At 66.0% G+C, this 14,345-nt stretch carries 18 protein-coding genes; 2 read left to right on the top strand and 16 right to left on the bottom strand.

From position 1 onward, the window contains the following. From B4A72_RS12835 to trpA, 10 genes are all read right to left on the bottom strand, one after another. The coding region (locus B4A72_RS12835) for an ABC transporter substrate-binding protein (RefSeq protein ID WP_292978757.1) at positions 1-389 on the bottom strand (389 nt) is incomplete at its 3' end. Between the two features lie 143 nt (positions 390-532). Beyond that, positions 533-1,489 (bottom strand): sugar-binding transcriptional regulator, encoded by a 957-nt coding sequence (locus tag B4A72_RS12830; RefSeq protein WP_292952377.1) that lies wholly within the window; start codon positions 1,487-1,489, stop codon positions 533-535. Continuing rightward, entirely contained in the window at positions 1,486-2,187 is a 702-nt protein-coding gene (locus B4A72_RS12825; protein ID WP_292952380.1) for an HAD family hydrolase, read from the bottom strand. The genes B4A72_RS12830 and B4A72_RS12825 overlap by 4 nt, the downstream gene beginning before the upstream one ends. 36 nt (positions 2,188-2,223) lie before the next feature. Beyond that, positions 2,224-2,823 (bottom strand): recombination mediator RecR, encoded by a 600-nt coding sequence (gene recR / locus B4A72_RS12820; RefSeq protein WP_292952383.1) that lies wholly within the window; start codon positions 2,821-2,823, stop codon positions 2,224-2,226. A 13-nt stretch (positions 2,824-2,836) separates the two neighbouring features. Beyond that, positions 2,837-3,181: a YbaB/EbfC family nucleoid-associated protein gene (locus B4A72_RS12815; RefSeq protein WP_292952386.1), complete on the bottom strand. Its 345-nt coding sequence runs from the start codon at positions 3,179-3,181 to the stop codon at positions 2,837-2,839. Between the two features lie 4 nt (positions 3,182-3,185). Next, positions 3,186-4,970: a DNA polymerase III subunit gamma/tau gene (locus B4A72_RS12810; protein ID WP_292952389.1), complete on the bottom strand. Its 1,785-nt coding sequence runs from the start codon at positions 4,968-4,970 to the stop codon at positions 3,186-3,188. 57 nt (positions 4,971-5,027) lie between these two features. Further along, entirely contained in the window at positions 5,028-5,753 is a 726-nt protein-coding gene (locus B4A72_RS12805; protein WP_292952392.1) for a molecular chaperone DjiA, read from the bottom strand. A 58-nt stretch (positions 5,754-5,811) separates the two neighbouring features. Continuing rightward, on the bottom strand, positions 5,812-6,309 hold the full coding sequence (locus B4A72_RS12800; RefSeq protein ID WP_348670805.1) for an N-acetyltransferase family protein: 498 nt from the start codon (positions 6,307-6,309) through the stop codon (positions 5,812-5,814). Further along, positions 6,306-6,875 carry a VOC family protein gene (locus B4A72_RS12795; protein ID WP_292952395.1) on the bottom strand — a complete coding sequence of 190 codons (570 nt, stop codon included), beginning with the start codon at positions 6,873-6,875 and terminating at the stop codon, positions 6,306-6,308. Before B4A72_RS12795 ends, B4A72_RS12800 begins: the two co-directional genes overlap by 4 nt. Further along, on the bottom strand, positions 6,875-7,672 hold the full coding sequence (gene trpA, locus B4A72_RS12790) for a tryptophan synthase subunit alpha (protein WP_292952398.1): 798 nt from the start codon (positions 7,670-7,672) through the stop codon (positions 6,875-6,877). The genes B4A72_RS12795 and trpA overlap by 1 nt, the downstream gene beginning before the upstream one ends. Positions 7,673-7,797: 125 nt before the next feature. Here trpA and ychF point away from each other — a divergent pair, with 125 nt between their 5' ends. Both ychF and B4A72_RS12780 read left to right on the top strand, forming a co-directional pair. Then, complete coding sequence (gene ychF, locus B4A72_RS12785; RefSeq protein WP_292952401.1) at positions 7,798-8,895, top strand: redox-regulated ATPase YchF; 1,098 nt, start codon at positions 7,798-7,800, stop codon at positions 8,893-8,895. Positions 8,896-9,098: 203 nt separating this feature from the next. Beyond that, on the top strand, positions 9,099-9,344 hold the full coding sequence (locus B4A72_RS12780; RefSeq protein WP_292952404.1) for a hypothetical protein: 246 nt from the start codon (positions 9,099-9,101) through the stop codon (positions 9,342-9,344). Positions 9,345-9,502: 158 nt separating this feature from the next. Here B4A72_RS12780 and B4A72_RS12775 read toward each other — a convergent pair whose 3' ends face one another. From B4A72_RS12775 to odhB, 6 genes are all read right to left on the bottom strand, one after another. Next, positions 9,503-10,003, bottom strand: a complete 501-nt coding sequence (locus B4A72_RS12775) for a lytic transglycosylase domain-containing protein (RefSeq protein WP_292952407.1) — start codon at positions 10,001-10,003, stop codon at positions 9,503-9,505. Then, positions 9,996-11,384 (bottom strand): dihydrolipoyl dehydrogenase, encoded by a 1,389-nt coding sequence (lpdA, locus tag B4A72_RS12770; protein ID WP_292952410.1) that lies wholly within the window; start codon positions 11,382-11,384, stop codon positions 9,996-9,998. The genes B4A72_RS12775 and lpdA overlap by 8 nt, the downstream gene beginning before the upstream one ends. A gap of 63 nt (positions 11,385-11,447) precedes the next feature. Further along, positions 11,448-11,837, bottom strand: a complete 390-nt coding sequence (locus B4A72_RS12765) for an MAPEG family protein (protein ID WP_292952413.1) — start codon at positions 11,835-11,837, stop codon at positions 11,448-11,450. Beyond that, positions 11,837-12,091 carry a hypothetical protein gene (locus B4A72_RS12760; protein ID WP_292952416.1) on the bottom strand — a complete coding sequence of 85 codons (255 nt, stop codon included), beginning with the start codon at positions 12,089-12,091 and terminating at the stop codon, positions 11,837-11,839. Before B4A72_RS12760 ends, B4A72_RS12765 begins: the two co-directional genes overlap by 1 nt. A gap of 5 nt (positions 12,092-12,096) precedes the next feature. Next, positions 12,097-12,516, bottom strand: a complete 420-nt coding sequence (locus B4A72_RS12755) for an EVE domain-containing protein (RefSeq protein ID WP_292952419.1) — start codon at positions 12,514-12,516, stop codon at positions 12,097-12,099. A 402-nt stretch (positions 12,517-12,918) separates the two neighbouring features. Continuing rightward, positions 12,919-14,148: a 2-oxoglutarate dehydrogenase complex dihydrolipoyllysine-residue succinyltransferase gene (gene odhB, locus B4A72_RS12750; RefSeq protein WP_292978781.1), complete on the bottom strand. Its 1,230-nt coding sequence runs from the start codon at positions 14,146-14,148 to the stop codon at positions 12,919-12,921. Positions 14,149-14,345: the final 197 nt, after the last annotated feature.

Raw genomic sequence — 14,345 nt, 5'->3', positions numbered from 1 at the left:
AGCGTGCCATCGACCGACAGCGCCTCGCGGACGGCGGGCAGCAGGTCGCCGGCGTCGTAATCGGCGCCCAGATCGTCCAGCGGCACCAGCCATTGTTGCTTGGCCCAGATCGGAACCTCGTAGGTGCCGATGGTCAGCACGTCATACTGGCCGCCCTGCGTGGCGATGTCGGTGGTTACGCGCTCGCGCAGGATGTTCTCTTCCAGTGTCACCCATTCAAGCTTGATGTCGGGGTTCTTCTCGGTGAAGTCGCTGGTCAGACCCTGCATCCGGATCATGTCGCCGTTATTGACGGTGGCGATGGTCAGCGTGGTTTCCTGCGCCGCGGCAATGCCGCCCACGGCGCAAAGCGCGGAAGCGCCCAGCAGGGCGCGGATGGTCGTCTTCATGTAGTTCCTCCCTTGGCGGTTGGGCATTTGCTCTACCGGTGGGCAAATATTCATCTTCCTGCCCGATTCTGTCAATACATTTGCAGGCAAGGTCCGGTCTTCCCGTGCAAATGGCCGATATGAATGGATTTTCTCGGTTCCGATCATGTCAGTAGTCGCTCTGCAGTGGCTTCCGAGGTGATCAGACCGTTGATCAGATGCCCGGTCAGGGCGGCGCGAATCGCGGGCAGCTTGGCCTCGCCTGTGGCCACCGCGATCACCGGGCGATCGGCGGCGCGTGGCAGCGGGGCCGAGGCCACGCGGGCGTTGAAATCGCAATCGATCACCTTGCCTGCCCGGTCATAGACCCAACTGGTGATCTCGCCCACGGCACCGGCGGATTTCAGATCCTCCATTTCGGCGGCACTGGCGAATCCATCCACAAACAGCGGTGCGCTGGTGTCCATCTGTCCGATCCCGACCAGAGACAGGTCCGCCTCTTCGCATTGACGCAGGGTGTTGCGGACTGCCTCTTGTTCGCGCATCGCAGCCAGTTCCGTGGCGCTGCGGGCCAGAACCGGCAGCGGATAGGGGTAATGGGCTGCGCCGATCCTTTCGGCCAGACGGATCGTCGCGTTATAGGGCGAGGCGGATCCGTCCTGCATCATGTTGCCCAGACGCGAGACGACGACGTGCTGCGGGCAGGACATGCGCGGCAATTGCTCGACCGTCGCTTTCAGCGCCCGCCCGGTCCCGAGGCTGACAACCCGGCGTTCGGACGATTTCAGCACCCGCTCAAGCTCGGCCGCCGCCGAGATGGCTATGCCGGTCAGCAGATCGGGCGCTTCGGGGTCCGAGGGCACCACCTCGCAGCTTTTCAGCCCGAAACGGTGTTTCATCTCATAGGCAAGGTCCATGCAGCGACCGATCGGATGATCCAGGCGCACCTTGACCAGCCGTTCGGCCACCGCCATTGCCACAAGGCGTTGCGCCGATTGGCGGCTGACGCCCAGCTTGCGCGCGATCTCGTCCTGCGTGTTGCCGGCCACGTAATACAGCCAGCCGGCGCGTGCCGCATCGTCCAGGCGCGTCGCCTCGGGGGTGAAGCGTCCATGGGTCATGGCCTGGCCTGTCCCTCCTCCAGCCTCATCAAGAGGTGCGCGAAATCGGCCCAGTTGTCAAAGCTTTCGGTCGGGCCATCGCCGGGGCCGGCGCCCGACAGATGGCTTCCGCCGGTATAATGCAGATGCGGCATCCCCGCCGCAGCCGCCGCCTGAAGGCCCGGCGCGCTGTCCTCGACCACCAGGCAGGCCGGGGGCGGGACGCCCATTCGGCGGGCCGCGAACAGGAACAGATCAGGCGCCGGCTTGCCGCGTTCGACCTGGCTTGCGGTAAAGACATCGGCGTTGAAAAACGCTGTCAAACCAAGGATTTCAAGTGTCTTATTCACCCGCGGCCTGCTTGAGGAGGTGGCCACGCAGACCGGCCGGTCCAGGGCCTCGATCATGCGCGCGAACCCCGGCGTCGGGCGTAGCTCGGTCTCGAACCGGGACAGCAGGCGGCTGCGGTAGTCGGCCTCGAAACCGGGCGGCAAGGCGCGGTCATGGCGGCGGCGTATGGTTTCGGCCACGGTGGGAAAGCTGCGCCCCAGGAAATCGCGGCGCACATCCTCGGCGCTCAGCGCAAGCCCTTCGGCGGCGAGTTGTTCGATGAGCACCTCGGCCGAAAGGATTTCGCTGTCGGCAATGACACCGTCGCAATCGAAGATGACCAGATCGACCTTCACCACGCACCCCTTGTTCGATGAGGGCGGCAGCATAGCGCCCGCCCGCCCTGCCGCAAGGGATTGCGAATTCTAAAGCCTTCGTCTTGCCCGCAGCGCAGCGCTGATCGTGCCGTCGTCCAGATAATCCAGCTCTCCGCCGATGGGAACGCCCTGGGCAAGGCCGGTCACGACGACACCGCTGCCCGCCAGCGCCTCGGCGATGTAATGGGCGGTGGTCTGGCCATCGACGGTGGCGTTCAGCGCCAGGATCACCTCGGTCACGCCATCGCGGCAGACACGATCCACCAGGGTGGGGATCCCCAGATCCTCGGGGCCAACCTCGTCCAGCGCCGACATCGTGCCGCCCAGGACATGATAGCGGCCGCCAAAGACGCGCCCCCGTTCCAGCGCCCACAGATCGGCCACGTCCTCGACGACGCAGATTTCGCCATTGGCGCGGCGCGGATCGGCACAGATCGCGCATTCGTCGCGATCGGTGATGTTGCCGCAGGTCAGACATTCGCGCGAATTGACCGCGACCCTGTCCAGAAGCTGGGAAAGCTGCACCATCTGGCCGCTGCGCTTGCGGATCAGCGCCAGAACGATGCGCCGCGCAGAACGCGGACCCAGCCCCGGCAGCCGCGCCATCAGCGCCACCAGAGCCTGAATGTCGTCGCTGCCCTCGGCCATTTCTGACAGGGGCCTAGAACGGAAGCTTCATGTCCGGCGGCAAGCCCAGTTCCGAGGTCATGCGCGACATTTCCGACTGCATCCTGTCCTGCGCCCGCTTCTGCGCATCCTTGATCGCGGCGAGGATCAGATCCTCGACCACTTCTTTCTCGCTGGGCTGGAAGATCGAGGGATCGATCTCCAGCGCGGTCAATTCGCCCCTGGCGGTGGCGGTCGCCCTGACCAGCCCGGCGCCGGATTCGCCGGTCACCGTCACCGATGCAAGATCATCCTGCATCTTCTGCATCCTGTCCTGCATTTCCTTGGCGGCCTTCATCATCTTGGACATGTCGCCCAAACCGCCCAGACCTTTCATCATCGTCTCAATCCTCATCCTCGAACGGGTCCCATTCATCGACTTCGGCGACGGGACCATCTGTGATTTCATGCGGGTTCGCCGCACCCTCGGCCGCGATTTCCGCCGCGTCCTCGGGCGGCCGAGCGATCTTCGTGACCGTTTTCAGTCTGGCGCCGGGAAAGGTTGCCATCACTTGCTGCACGATCGGCAATTCCAACGCCCGCTTGCGTGCCGCCTCCAATTCGGCCGCGCGGGTTTCTGCGATGGTGGGCGCACCGCCACTGCCGACGACGCTGACTGCCCAACGCTGCCCGCCGCACCAGCCGCGCAGGCGTTCGCCAAGCCTTTGCGCCAGATCGGCGGGGCCGTTGCCACGCGGCTCGAATTCGATCCGGCCGGGGCTGTAACGGACCAGCCCGACGTGATTTTCAACCTGCACCAGCAGCAGCATGTCACCCATGCGGCGGATCAGATCAAGCACCGAGGCAAAATCGGGAAAGGCGGCAAAGGCCTGGGGCGAAACCGCAAGAGCCGCCGCAGTCCCGCCGGCCCCGACGCCGATGGCAGGGGCCGGGCGGGCCGCCGCGCGCGGCGCCTGCTGATCGGTCCCGGCGGGCGCGGCCTGGCGCGCGAAATCGCCCGCCGCCGCCGATTGCTGGACCTTGCGGATCAGCGCCTCGGGGTCGGGCAGATCGGCCACATGGGTCAACCGGATGATCGCCATTTCGGCCGCCATCATCGCATTGGGCGCCGCCGAGACCTCGTCCAGCGATTTCAACAACATCTGCCACAGCCGCGTCAGGACCCGCATCGCCAACCGGTCGGCCAGATCCTTGCCGCGCGTGCGTTCATCCGGGGAAATGGTCGGATCCTCGATCGCTTCGGGCGTGATCTTGACGACCGAAATCCAATGCGTGATCTCGGCCAGATCGCGCAGAACCGCCACCGGATCGGCGCCGCCCGCATATTGCGACTGCAATTCGGTCAGGGCGGCGGCCGCATCGCCGCGCAGGATCATCTCGAACAGGTCGATGACCCGGCCCCGATCGGCCAGGCCCAGCATGGCACGGACCTGATCCGCCCCCGTCTCGCCGGCGCCGTGGCTGATCGCCTGGTCCAGCAGGCTGGTCGCATCGCGCGCGCTGCCCTCGGCCGCCCGCGTGATCAGCGCCAGCGCCTCATCGGTGATCTGGGCGTTTTCGGATCCCGCGATCCGGCGCAGGAGACCGATCATCACCTCGGGTTCGATGCGACGCAGATCGAACCGCTGGCAGCGCGACAGAACCGTGACGGGCACCTTGCGGATTTCGGTGGTGGCGAAGATGAACTTCACATGCGGGGGCGGTTCCTCCAGCGTCTTCAGCAGCGCATTGAACGCGCTGGTCGACAGCATGTGCACCTCGTCGATGATATAGATCTTGTAGCGCGCCGAGGCCGCGCGATAGTGAACGGATTCGATGATCTCGCGGATGTCGCCCACGCCCGTCCGCGATGCCGCATCCATTTCCATGACATCGACATGGCGCCCCTCGCTGATCGCCACGCAATGTTCGCAGACGCCACAAGGCTCGGTCGTCGGGCCGCCTGCGCTGTCGGGGCCGATGCAGTTCATGCCCTTGGCGATGATCCGGGCGGTGGTGGTCTTGCCGGTCCCGCGAATGCCCGTCATGATGAAGGCCTGCGCGATCCGGTCGGCGGCAAAGGCGTTCCTCAGCGTGCGCACCATCGCGTCCTGACCGACCAGATCCGCGAAGGTTTCCGGCCGGTATTTCCGGGCCAGAACCTGATATGCCTGCTTCGTCTCGGTCATCCGCCACCCGCTTCTGGAGCGCCACTCTAGCCTCGGTGCAGGGGGGCTACAACCGCCTCACGCGGCGTTGGGCGGCGGCGCATCATGCATGGCGCGGAACTTTTCCCAGGCCTCGTTCAGCCGCCGGGTCCGGGCCTCGGCCATGCGCACGGCCTCGGGGGGCAGGCCGCGGGCGATGGCACGGTCGGGATGAGCCTCGCGGATCAGGCTGCGCCAGCGTTTGCGGGCTTCGGGCAGCGGGGTATCCGGGGTCACGCCCAGGATTTCGCAGGGCGGACAGCCAGCCTTCGGATCGTGGCTTGCGCGGATCGTGGCGATGCGGGCGGGCGTCAGGCCGAAGATGCGGCCGACCTCGTCGATGAAGGCGATCTCGGATTCGTGCATCTCGCCATCGGCGACGGCGATGATGCACAATCCCTCGATCACGTCGGCCAGGACCGGATCGCCGGGCGCGAACATCGCGGCGATGCGCCGCGCCCAGGCGTCGAAGCCGGCCACGTCCTGCCGCGCCAGGTCGAAGACGCGGGCGGCGTTCTTTTCCTCGGCGCGCGGTATGATGAAGACACGGCGGAAGGCCGTCACCTCGGATCGGGCGACGGTGCCGTCGGCCTTGGCCAGCTTGGCGCCGAGTGCGATCACGCCGATGGTAAAGGCGACCGATCGTTCCGGCGCCACGGCGCGCGGGCTGCCCAGCAATGCCGCCAGCCGGTCGCCTATGCGCTGCCAGAAGCTGCGCGGCTTCGGCAGGTCGGGACAGGTCGGGTGATCGGCGCGAGTATCCATGCCACTCAGATTATCCGGGATCGCGCCGCGAGGGTAGGGGGCAGAGGTGAAGGAAACGTTACCCGCCCAGATCCTTGCCCATCAAAACCAGGTCGTGATAGCGGCCGAATTTCCAGCCCGCAGCCGGAATACGGCCCCATTCGGTATAGCCCAGCCGCGCGTGGAAACGCAGCGAACCGCTGTTCGTGGCCGTGATCGCGCCGATCATCAGCCGATGACCGCAAGCGCGGGCGTGATCCTCGATCGCCTGCATCAGCATCCGCCCGATGCCGCGACCGCGCGCGGCGGCAGCCAGGTTGACCGAATGTTCCATGCTGCGCGCATAGCCCGGCCCGCCGCGAAACTGGCCATAGCTGGCATAGCCCAGCAGCGCCCCATCTTCCTCGGCCAGCAGGAAGGGATGACCGGCGGCCTGCCGTTCGGCGATATGGGCGGCGATATCTGCCTCGCTGCGTTCGGCCGGCCAGAAGGTGACATCGGTGTCGCGGATCAGGGGGTTCCACAGGGCGCCTATGGCCGGCGCATCCTCGCCGCGTGCCTCGCGCAGCGTGATCACAGCCTGACCTCGCCCTGGGGCGTGGCGAGGCGCAGGGAGAAGGGGCCGCGCGACAGGCGCGGATCGGCGACAGGCAAGTCAATCGGCAGAGAAAGCCGCGCCAGCCTGATACCGTGATCGGGAAGGGTATCCGAGGGATGCGGCCCGCCGCCCCAGTCGATCCGCATCGGCGCGGCACCGTCATGCGGCATCTGCCCGCCATCGGGAACCGTGATCCGCCAGCGCAGCCCTCCGCGACTGGCCGCAAGGATCGTGGTGCCCCGTGGCGCGGTCAGCCGGCTTTGACGGATGACCCAGCCTGCGACCCTGGGTGGCCCGTCGAACCCGTCCAGCCCGAACCAGCGCGGTCGGTCCGGCGCGGGGGCCGCGGGGTCGATGGCGATCAGTTCCAGATATTCGCCCGGTCCCAGCGACAGCAATCGGTTCTGTGTGCCCATCTGCGGATGTTTCCCGCCCGGTTCCGGCGCCACGCCCAGCCTGGCCCGCAGCCATTCCGCGCCCTCGTCCAGATCGCGGGTGGCGATGGCGACATGATCGAAGGCGCAATCCTGGGCCGGCGGGTCCATCAGCCGCGATGCGCCCCGGCCGCCAGATCGGCCACGAATTGCAGGATCTCGGGCACCGGGCGTCCCGCGCCGATCATCTTCACGATGGCGCTGCCGACGACGCAGCCATCCGCGACCGAGGCGACGCTTTCGGCGGCCTCGGGCGTCGAAATGCCAAAGCCCACCACCACCGGCAGGTTCGCCGCTTTCTGGATCCGGGCAACTTCCGGTGCGACCTCGGCGGCGTCGGCGGCCGGGCCGCCGGTGATGCCGGTAACGCTGACGTAATAGACGAAGCCCGACGTGTTCCTGACCACGGCGGGAAGGCGGCGGTCATCGGTCGTGGGCGTGGCAAGGCGGATGAAGTTCAGTCCGGCTTTCGCGGCGGGGATGCAGAGTTCGTCATCTTCCTCGGGCGGCAGATCGACGATGATCAGGCCATCCACGCCGGCCTCGGACGCCTCGGCCAGAAAGCCCTCGACGCCGCCGGGACGGGCATAGATCGGATTATAGTAGCCCATCAGCACGACCGGCGTTTCATCATCCTCCTTGCGGAATGCGCGCAGCATCGCCAGCGTGCGGCTGACGCTGCCGCCCTGGGCCAGCGCCCGCTGGCCCGCCGCCTGGATGATCGGCCCGTCGGCCATCGGATCGGTGAAGGGCATCCCCAGTTCGATCACGTCCACGCCCGCGCCGGGCAGGCCGCGCATGATCTTGAGCGCCGTCGCGTCGTCGGGGTCCGATGCCATCATGTAGGCCACGAAGGCCTTCTTCTTGTCGGCCCTCAGCGCCTGAAACCGTGCGTCGATCCTGGTCATGTCCGTCCCCGTTCGTCCCGGCGCCCAGCACTAGCCCGACCGCACGGCTTTCGCAATCCGCGCGAGGCTGGACTTGCGGCCCCCATCCGCCTATGAGGACGCCGAAATCAGCAAGGGATGTCGCAATGGGCTTTCGCATGGGGATCGTCGGGCTGCCGAATGTGGGCAAGTCCACGCTGTTCAACGCCCTGACCAGAACCGCCGCCGCGCAGGCCGCGAATTTTCCCTTCTGCACGATCGAGCCCAACGTGGGCGAGGTCGCGGTGCCAGACCCGAGGCTGGACCGGCTGGCGGCGATCGCCCACAGCAAGCAGATCATCCCCACGCGGATCACCTTCGTCGATATCGCGGGCCTGGTGAAGGGCGCCAGCAAGGGCGAAGGGCTGGGCAATCAGTTCCTGGCCAATATCCGCGAGGTGGACGCCATCGCGCATGTGCTGCGCTGTTTCGAGGATCGCGATGTCACCCATGTGGAAGGCCGCGTCGATCCCATCGCCGATGCCGAGGTGATCGAGACCGAATTGATGATCGCCGACATGGAATCCATCGAGCGGCGGCTGACCAATCTGGCCCGCAAGCTGAAGGGCGGCGACAAGGAGGCGTTACAGCAGCAGGTGCTGCTGCAACGCGCGCTCGAGGCTCTGGAGGCCGGCCGGCCCGCGCGCAGCGTCGAGGTTGCCGAGGACGACCGCAAGGCCTGGTCCATGCTGCAACTTCTGACCGCGAAGCCGGTGCTGTTCGTCTGCAATGTCGATGAGGCCAGCGCGGCCGGCGGCAACAGCCAGTCGGCGCGGGTGGCGCGGATGGCCGAGGCGCAGGGGATGGGCCATGTGGTGATCTCGGCCCGGATCGAAGAGGAAATTAGCCAGCTTGAACCGGAAGAACAGCAAATGTTCCTGTCCGAGATGGGTCTGGCAGAGGCCGGCCTGGACCGGCTGATCCGCGCGGGATACGCATTGCTGGGTCTTCAGACCTATTTCACCGTCGGCCCGAAAGAGGCGCGTGCCTGGACCATCCGCCGCGGCACGCTGGCCCCGCAGGCGGCGGGCGAAATTCACGGCGATTTCGAAAAGGGCTTCATCCGCGCCGAAACCGTCGGCTATGAAGATTATGTCGCCGGCAACGGCGAGGCGGGCGCGCGCGAGTCCGGAAAGCTGCGCGTCGAGGGCAAGACATACGAGGTCCGGGACGGCGATGTGCTGCATTTCCTGTTCAACGCCTGAGGTCTCGGCCCCGAACCGGATCTGTTCCTGGTTTCCGGAAACCCGCGTCGCCTGATTTGCCTGAAACCATTATAAAATCGTCCTCGGCTATCATTTTCGCGAGGAAAACACGCCGATCGCGCGCCGAAAAGCAATTTTCTTTGTGCAAATCATGCTGACCTTGGGTAAACTGACCGGGAACCGCGTGAAGCAGAGAGATATTCATGGCGCAGATTCCCGATGATCTCATTGTCGAAATGCGCCTGGCGCTCGACGATCTCGGCGAGGCGCGTCAGCAGGTTGCGGATCTGGTTGCACGGGAATGCGACCCCCATCTGGGGGCTGCCGTGATGCGGCTGATGATCGCGGCCGAACAATCGACCCGCAAACAGATGCAGCCACAGAATTCCCTTATCTGGGGCTGGCTGTTTGGCGGCGAAAAGGCTGCCGCATCCGCCGCGTCCCGCTGAGGCGGCGTTCCGTCGCGCGGTCATGCAGACCGGATCGAACCGCGTTTCTATCGGCAATGCCGAGCCGCGATTTCCCACGCGATTGATAAAACAGATGAAAGTCGCGGCCGCGTATTAGCATGACTCACATTACCGCGACAGTATATTAACGACACCTGCTAGCGCCGCAGACCGGTCTTTTTCAGCAGTCCCTTGCGTTTGGCTTCGTCATAATAGCCGCGCGAATACCACATGATCGCCGCGTCAGGATCGCCGCCGGCCACCAGCCATGCGCCGCGAAGGTATCTGACGCCGTAGCGCAGGTTCGTATCGGCATCCAGCAACCCATCCGCCGGACCGCGATAGCCCATGGTTCGCGCCGTCTGATACCGGATCTGCATCAGACCGTAATAGGCACCGTTGCGCGCGGTAGGGCGGTGGCGGGATTCGCGAATCACCACACGCTGAACGATCTGGGCCGGGACCCGGTAATGGCGCGCCCAGAAATTGATGCGGGATCGGATATAGGGGGTCTCGTTCGGATAAAGGCCGGTCCTGGTCAGCCCTGCCGGGGCGGTGCGGCCCGTTCCTCCGCCGCCGCAGGCGGCCAGGGCCAGGCTGGCCAGCACCATGGCGCGCCGCCCGACCAGGGGCAGCGCGCGCCGCGGGCGGTCAGGCATGGATCGCGCCGTCGCCGCAGGCCAGGGCGGCCTCTCGGACGGCCTCGGACGTGGTCGGGTGGGCGTGGCATGTCAGCGCCACATCCTCGGCCGAGGCGCCGAATTCCATCGCCACGCAGATCTCGTGGATCATCTCGCCCGCGTTCGGGCCGACGATATGGCAGCCCAGAATGCGGTCGGTTTCCGCATCCGCGATCATCTTGACGAAGCCGTCGGCCTGCAGCATCGCCTTGGCACGCGCGTTGCCCAGAAACGGGAACTTGCCGATCTTGATCTTGCGCCCGCTATCCTTCGCGGCCTCTTCGGTCAGCCCGACGCTGGCGACTTCGGGGGTGGTGTAGATGACGCCGGGGATCACGTCGTAATTGACGTGACCATGCTTGCCCGCGATCACCTCGGCCGTGGCAATGCCCTCGTCCTCGGCCTTGTGGGCCAGCATCAGGCCGGGGACGCAATCGCCGATGGCGTAGAGACCCTTGATGTTGGTCGCCCAGCGGTCATTCACCTTGACGAAGCCGCGATCGGTCATCTCCACGCCCAGCGTGTCAAGTCCCAGCCCTTCGACATGCGGGCGGCGCCCGGTCGAGACCAGGACGCAATCGGCCTCGATCGTCTTTTCGCTGTCGTCCTTTTTCAGCGCATAGACGACCTTCGCCTTGCCCTGAACGATCTCGGCGCTCTTGACCGCCGCGCCAAGAACAAAGTCCATGCCCTGCTTGAGCAGGATCTTCTGGAACTGCTTTTGCACCTCGCCATCCATGCCCGGCGCGATCGCGTCGAGATATTCGACGAAGGTCACCTTGGCGCCCAGGCGGGCATAGACCGAACCCAGTTCCAGCCCGATGATCCCGGCCCCGATCACGACCATGGATTTCGGTATCTTCGGCAGCGCCAGCGCGCCGGTCGAATCGACGATCACGCCGCCGGCATTGTCCACCTCGACCCCTTTCAGCGCGGCCGGGACCGAACCCGAGGCGATGACGATGTTCTTGGTCTCGTGGACCTCGTCGCCGATCTTCACCTTGCCGGCCTCGGGAATGCTGGCCCAGCCCTTGAGCCAGTCGATCTTGTTCTTCTTGAACAGGAATTCGATACCCTTGGTATTGCCCGCGACGGTTTCGGCCTTGTAGCCCTGCATCTTGGTCCAGTCGACCTTCACCTTGGCGCCGGTCAGGCCCATCCGGTCGAAATTCTCATGCGTCTCGTGCAGCATGTGGCTGGCGTGAAGCAGCGCCTTGGAGGGGATGCAGCCCACATTCAGGCATGTGCCACCCAGCGTTTCGCGGCCCTCGACGCAGGCGACCTTCAGGCCCAGTTGCGCGGCACGGATGGCGCAGACATAGCCGCCGGGTCCGGCGCCGATGACGATGAGGTCGTACATGTGGTATTCCCTTTTTCAGTGTTTGCGGCGATGCCGTCGCGAGATATATGGCCCGGCAGGCGATCAGAAAAGGCTCGCCAGGATCATGATCATGCTGGCCGCGAAGCCGACCGCCCAGATGACCGAGCGCCAGGGCACCCAGCCGAAGACGTAGGCCGGCACATAGAGGATGCGCGCCAGCAGGTAGATCCAGGCGCTGGTGGCGGTGAGGCCGCTGGACTGGCCCGGTACGGTGACCACCACCACGGCAAGGGTGAACAGGACGAGCCCCTCGAAATGATTGTTCAGGGCGCGCTGAAGGCGGCCCGCCGTTCCGGTCAGTTCGGGTTTGACGTCGCGCGTGCCCATCGCGACCCGCGGTCCGATCTGCCGATTCGCCGCCACCGAAAAGGCCGCGAACTGAAGGCCCTGCAAAAGACCTGCAAGGGCGAGAACGGTCAATTCGGCTGTCATCAGGCGGTCTCGACAAAGTGGAAGCTGGTCGCGGTCACGCCGCCCTGACTGTTGAAGACCGCCGCCGCGCCGTCCAGATACTCGCGCGCCGTCCTGGCGTTGCCGACATCGAACAATGCCCAGGCGCTGCTGTCGCTTTCACGCCAAAGTTGCAGCAAGTTCAGGCTGTTGTTGCCACGATCCTCGGCATCGGCATCAAAGGCGGTCCTGAAGGCGGCATAGGACTTGACCGTGTAATGGGCGATCATCTGCATCGGGATCACTCCGTCGTCATGGCGTCGCGGATGGTCTGGAAATCCGCGGCGTTGATTTCGAAAAGCCCGCGCCGGGCCACGAGGCCCCAGTTGCTGCGGGTAAATTCCAGCCTGTCGCCCAACGGCGCAAGAAGGGTTTCGGTTGCCTTCCACCAGTCGATATCGCGGCGAAAGCCGGTCCGGCCCGGAGCCATTTCGGCCTTGTAGGGCTGGCTGTCCCGGACCGTGCCGATGGCGGTGAAGGCCTTGAGCGGCGGCCCGTCGGGATAGGAGGCTTTCGGCGAGTAACAGATCAGCCCGTCGCCCGGCGTCAGCGCGGTCAGCGGACCCAGCTTGCCGTGGTTCAGCATGGCGAAGCCGCCGGCGACGCCCTTGCGGACATGATCGCGGCTGACGACGCCGATCCAGTGGCGGGGGCCGGTCACGCGGCGCCCCGGGTGTTGCGCAACGGCTGCGCGCGTTGCGCGGCGGGGCGGAATTGGGCCCTGCCGCGTCCGGCCCAGCAAATGCTGGCTTTCGGGGGGCACCGGACGGCCACCGGACAGGCACAGCGCGTGCACAGGGCGTGCACCGACAACGCACGATCCCCGATCGTTCCGTGCGCCCGCGCGCGTTTCCAACGGATCTCAGGTGCATCAGTGCATGAATGCACAGGCCGATCAGCCGTCACCCTGGCCGATCGGACCCCTGTTCCGAATCTGCAAGGGGCGTCGACCCGCCGCGGACGGGACGCGAAGCGCCCGCGCCGGGTCAGGCCCGAAACGGGAAGGCTCCGCCGGACCTGTCCGCCGCTTCCGGGCCGTGGCCCTGGCATCCCGGGACGCAAATCACAGATCCATCAGCAGCCTGCGCGGATCCTCCAGCGCCTCTTTCACCCGGACGAGGAACGTGACCGCGCCCTTGCCGTCCACGATCCGGTGATCGTAGCTCAGCGCCAGATACATCATCGGGCGGATCACGATCTGGCCGCCGACGACCACCGGGCGATCCTGGATCTTGTGCATTCCGAGAATGCCCGATTGCGGCGGGTTCAGGATCGGCGAGGACATCAGCGAGCCGTAGACGCCGCCATTCGAGATGGTGAAGGTGCCGCCCTGCATCTGGGCCATGGTCAGCTTGCCGTCGCGGGCCCTGGTGCCCAATTCGCCGATCTCCTTCTCGATCTCGGCAAAGCCCTTGCGGTCGGCATCCTTGACCACCGGCACCACCAGCCCGTTGGGCGTGCCCACCGCGACGCCCATGTTGACGTAGTGCTTGTAGACGACATCGGTGCCGTCGATCTCGGCATTGACCTCGGGCACCTCTTGCAGCGCGTGACAGCAGGCTTTCACGAAGAAGGACATGAAGCCCAGCTTGACCTTGTGCTTCTTCTCGAACGCCTCCTTGTATTCGCCGCGCAGTTCCATGATGGCCGACATGTCGGCCTCGTTATAGGTGGTCAGCATGGCGGCGCTGTTCTGCGCGTCCTTCAGCCGCCGGGCGATGGTCTGGCGCAGGCGGGTCATCCTGACCCGTTCCTCGCGTTCGGCATCCTGCGGCGCCGACGGGGCGCGGGCGGATTGCGGCGCGGCTTTCGGCGCCGGGGCAGCGGCCGGGGACCCGGCCCTGGCCACGTCTTCCTTCATCACCCGGCCATCGCGGCCCGAGGCCGTCACCTGACCGCGGCCGACGCCCTTTTCGGCCATCGCCTTTCGGGCCGAGGGCGCGTCCTCGACATCCTCGCGCGGGGTCATTTCCTCGGGGCCGGCATCGGTGGCCTTTTCCTCGGGCGCGGCGGGGGCGGGGCTGCTTTCGGATCCGCCGCCCGCGGCACCCTCGGTGATCACCGCCAGCCTGGCCTTGGCATCGACGGTCGCGCCTTCCTCGGCCACGATCTCGGCCAGCACGCCGGCTGTGGGGCTGGGCACCTCGACCGAGACCTTGTCGGTTTCCAGTTCGCACAGCATCTCGTCGGCGGCGACCTGATCGCCGACCTTCTTGAACCAGGTGGCCACCGTCGCCTCGGTCACGCTTTCGCCAAGGGCGGGAACCATCACGTCCACCGAATTGCCGCTCATCTCTGTCTTTTCCTCCGGGGTTTCGGCGCTTGCCCTGACGGCGGCCTTGTCCTGTTTCGCGTCCTGTCCGGCGACCTGTTTCGCATCCTCTCCGGCGTCCTGCTTCGCACCCTTGCCGCCATCCTGCCCAGTGCCGTCCTGCGCGGAGGGCCGGCCCGAGTCCGCGCCCTTGGCGGATTCGTCGATCTGCGCCAGCA

The organism is Paracoccus sp. UBA5162 (genome assembly GCF_002413585.1).
Taxonomy (GTDB): domain Bacteria; phylum Pseudomonadota; class Alphaproteobacteria; order Rhodobacterales; family Rhodobacteraceae; genus Paracoccus.
Note: the sequence above shows the minus strand (reverse complement) of the source record. Positions and strands in the feature narration are given on the sequence as shown.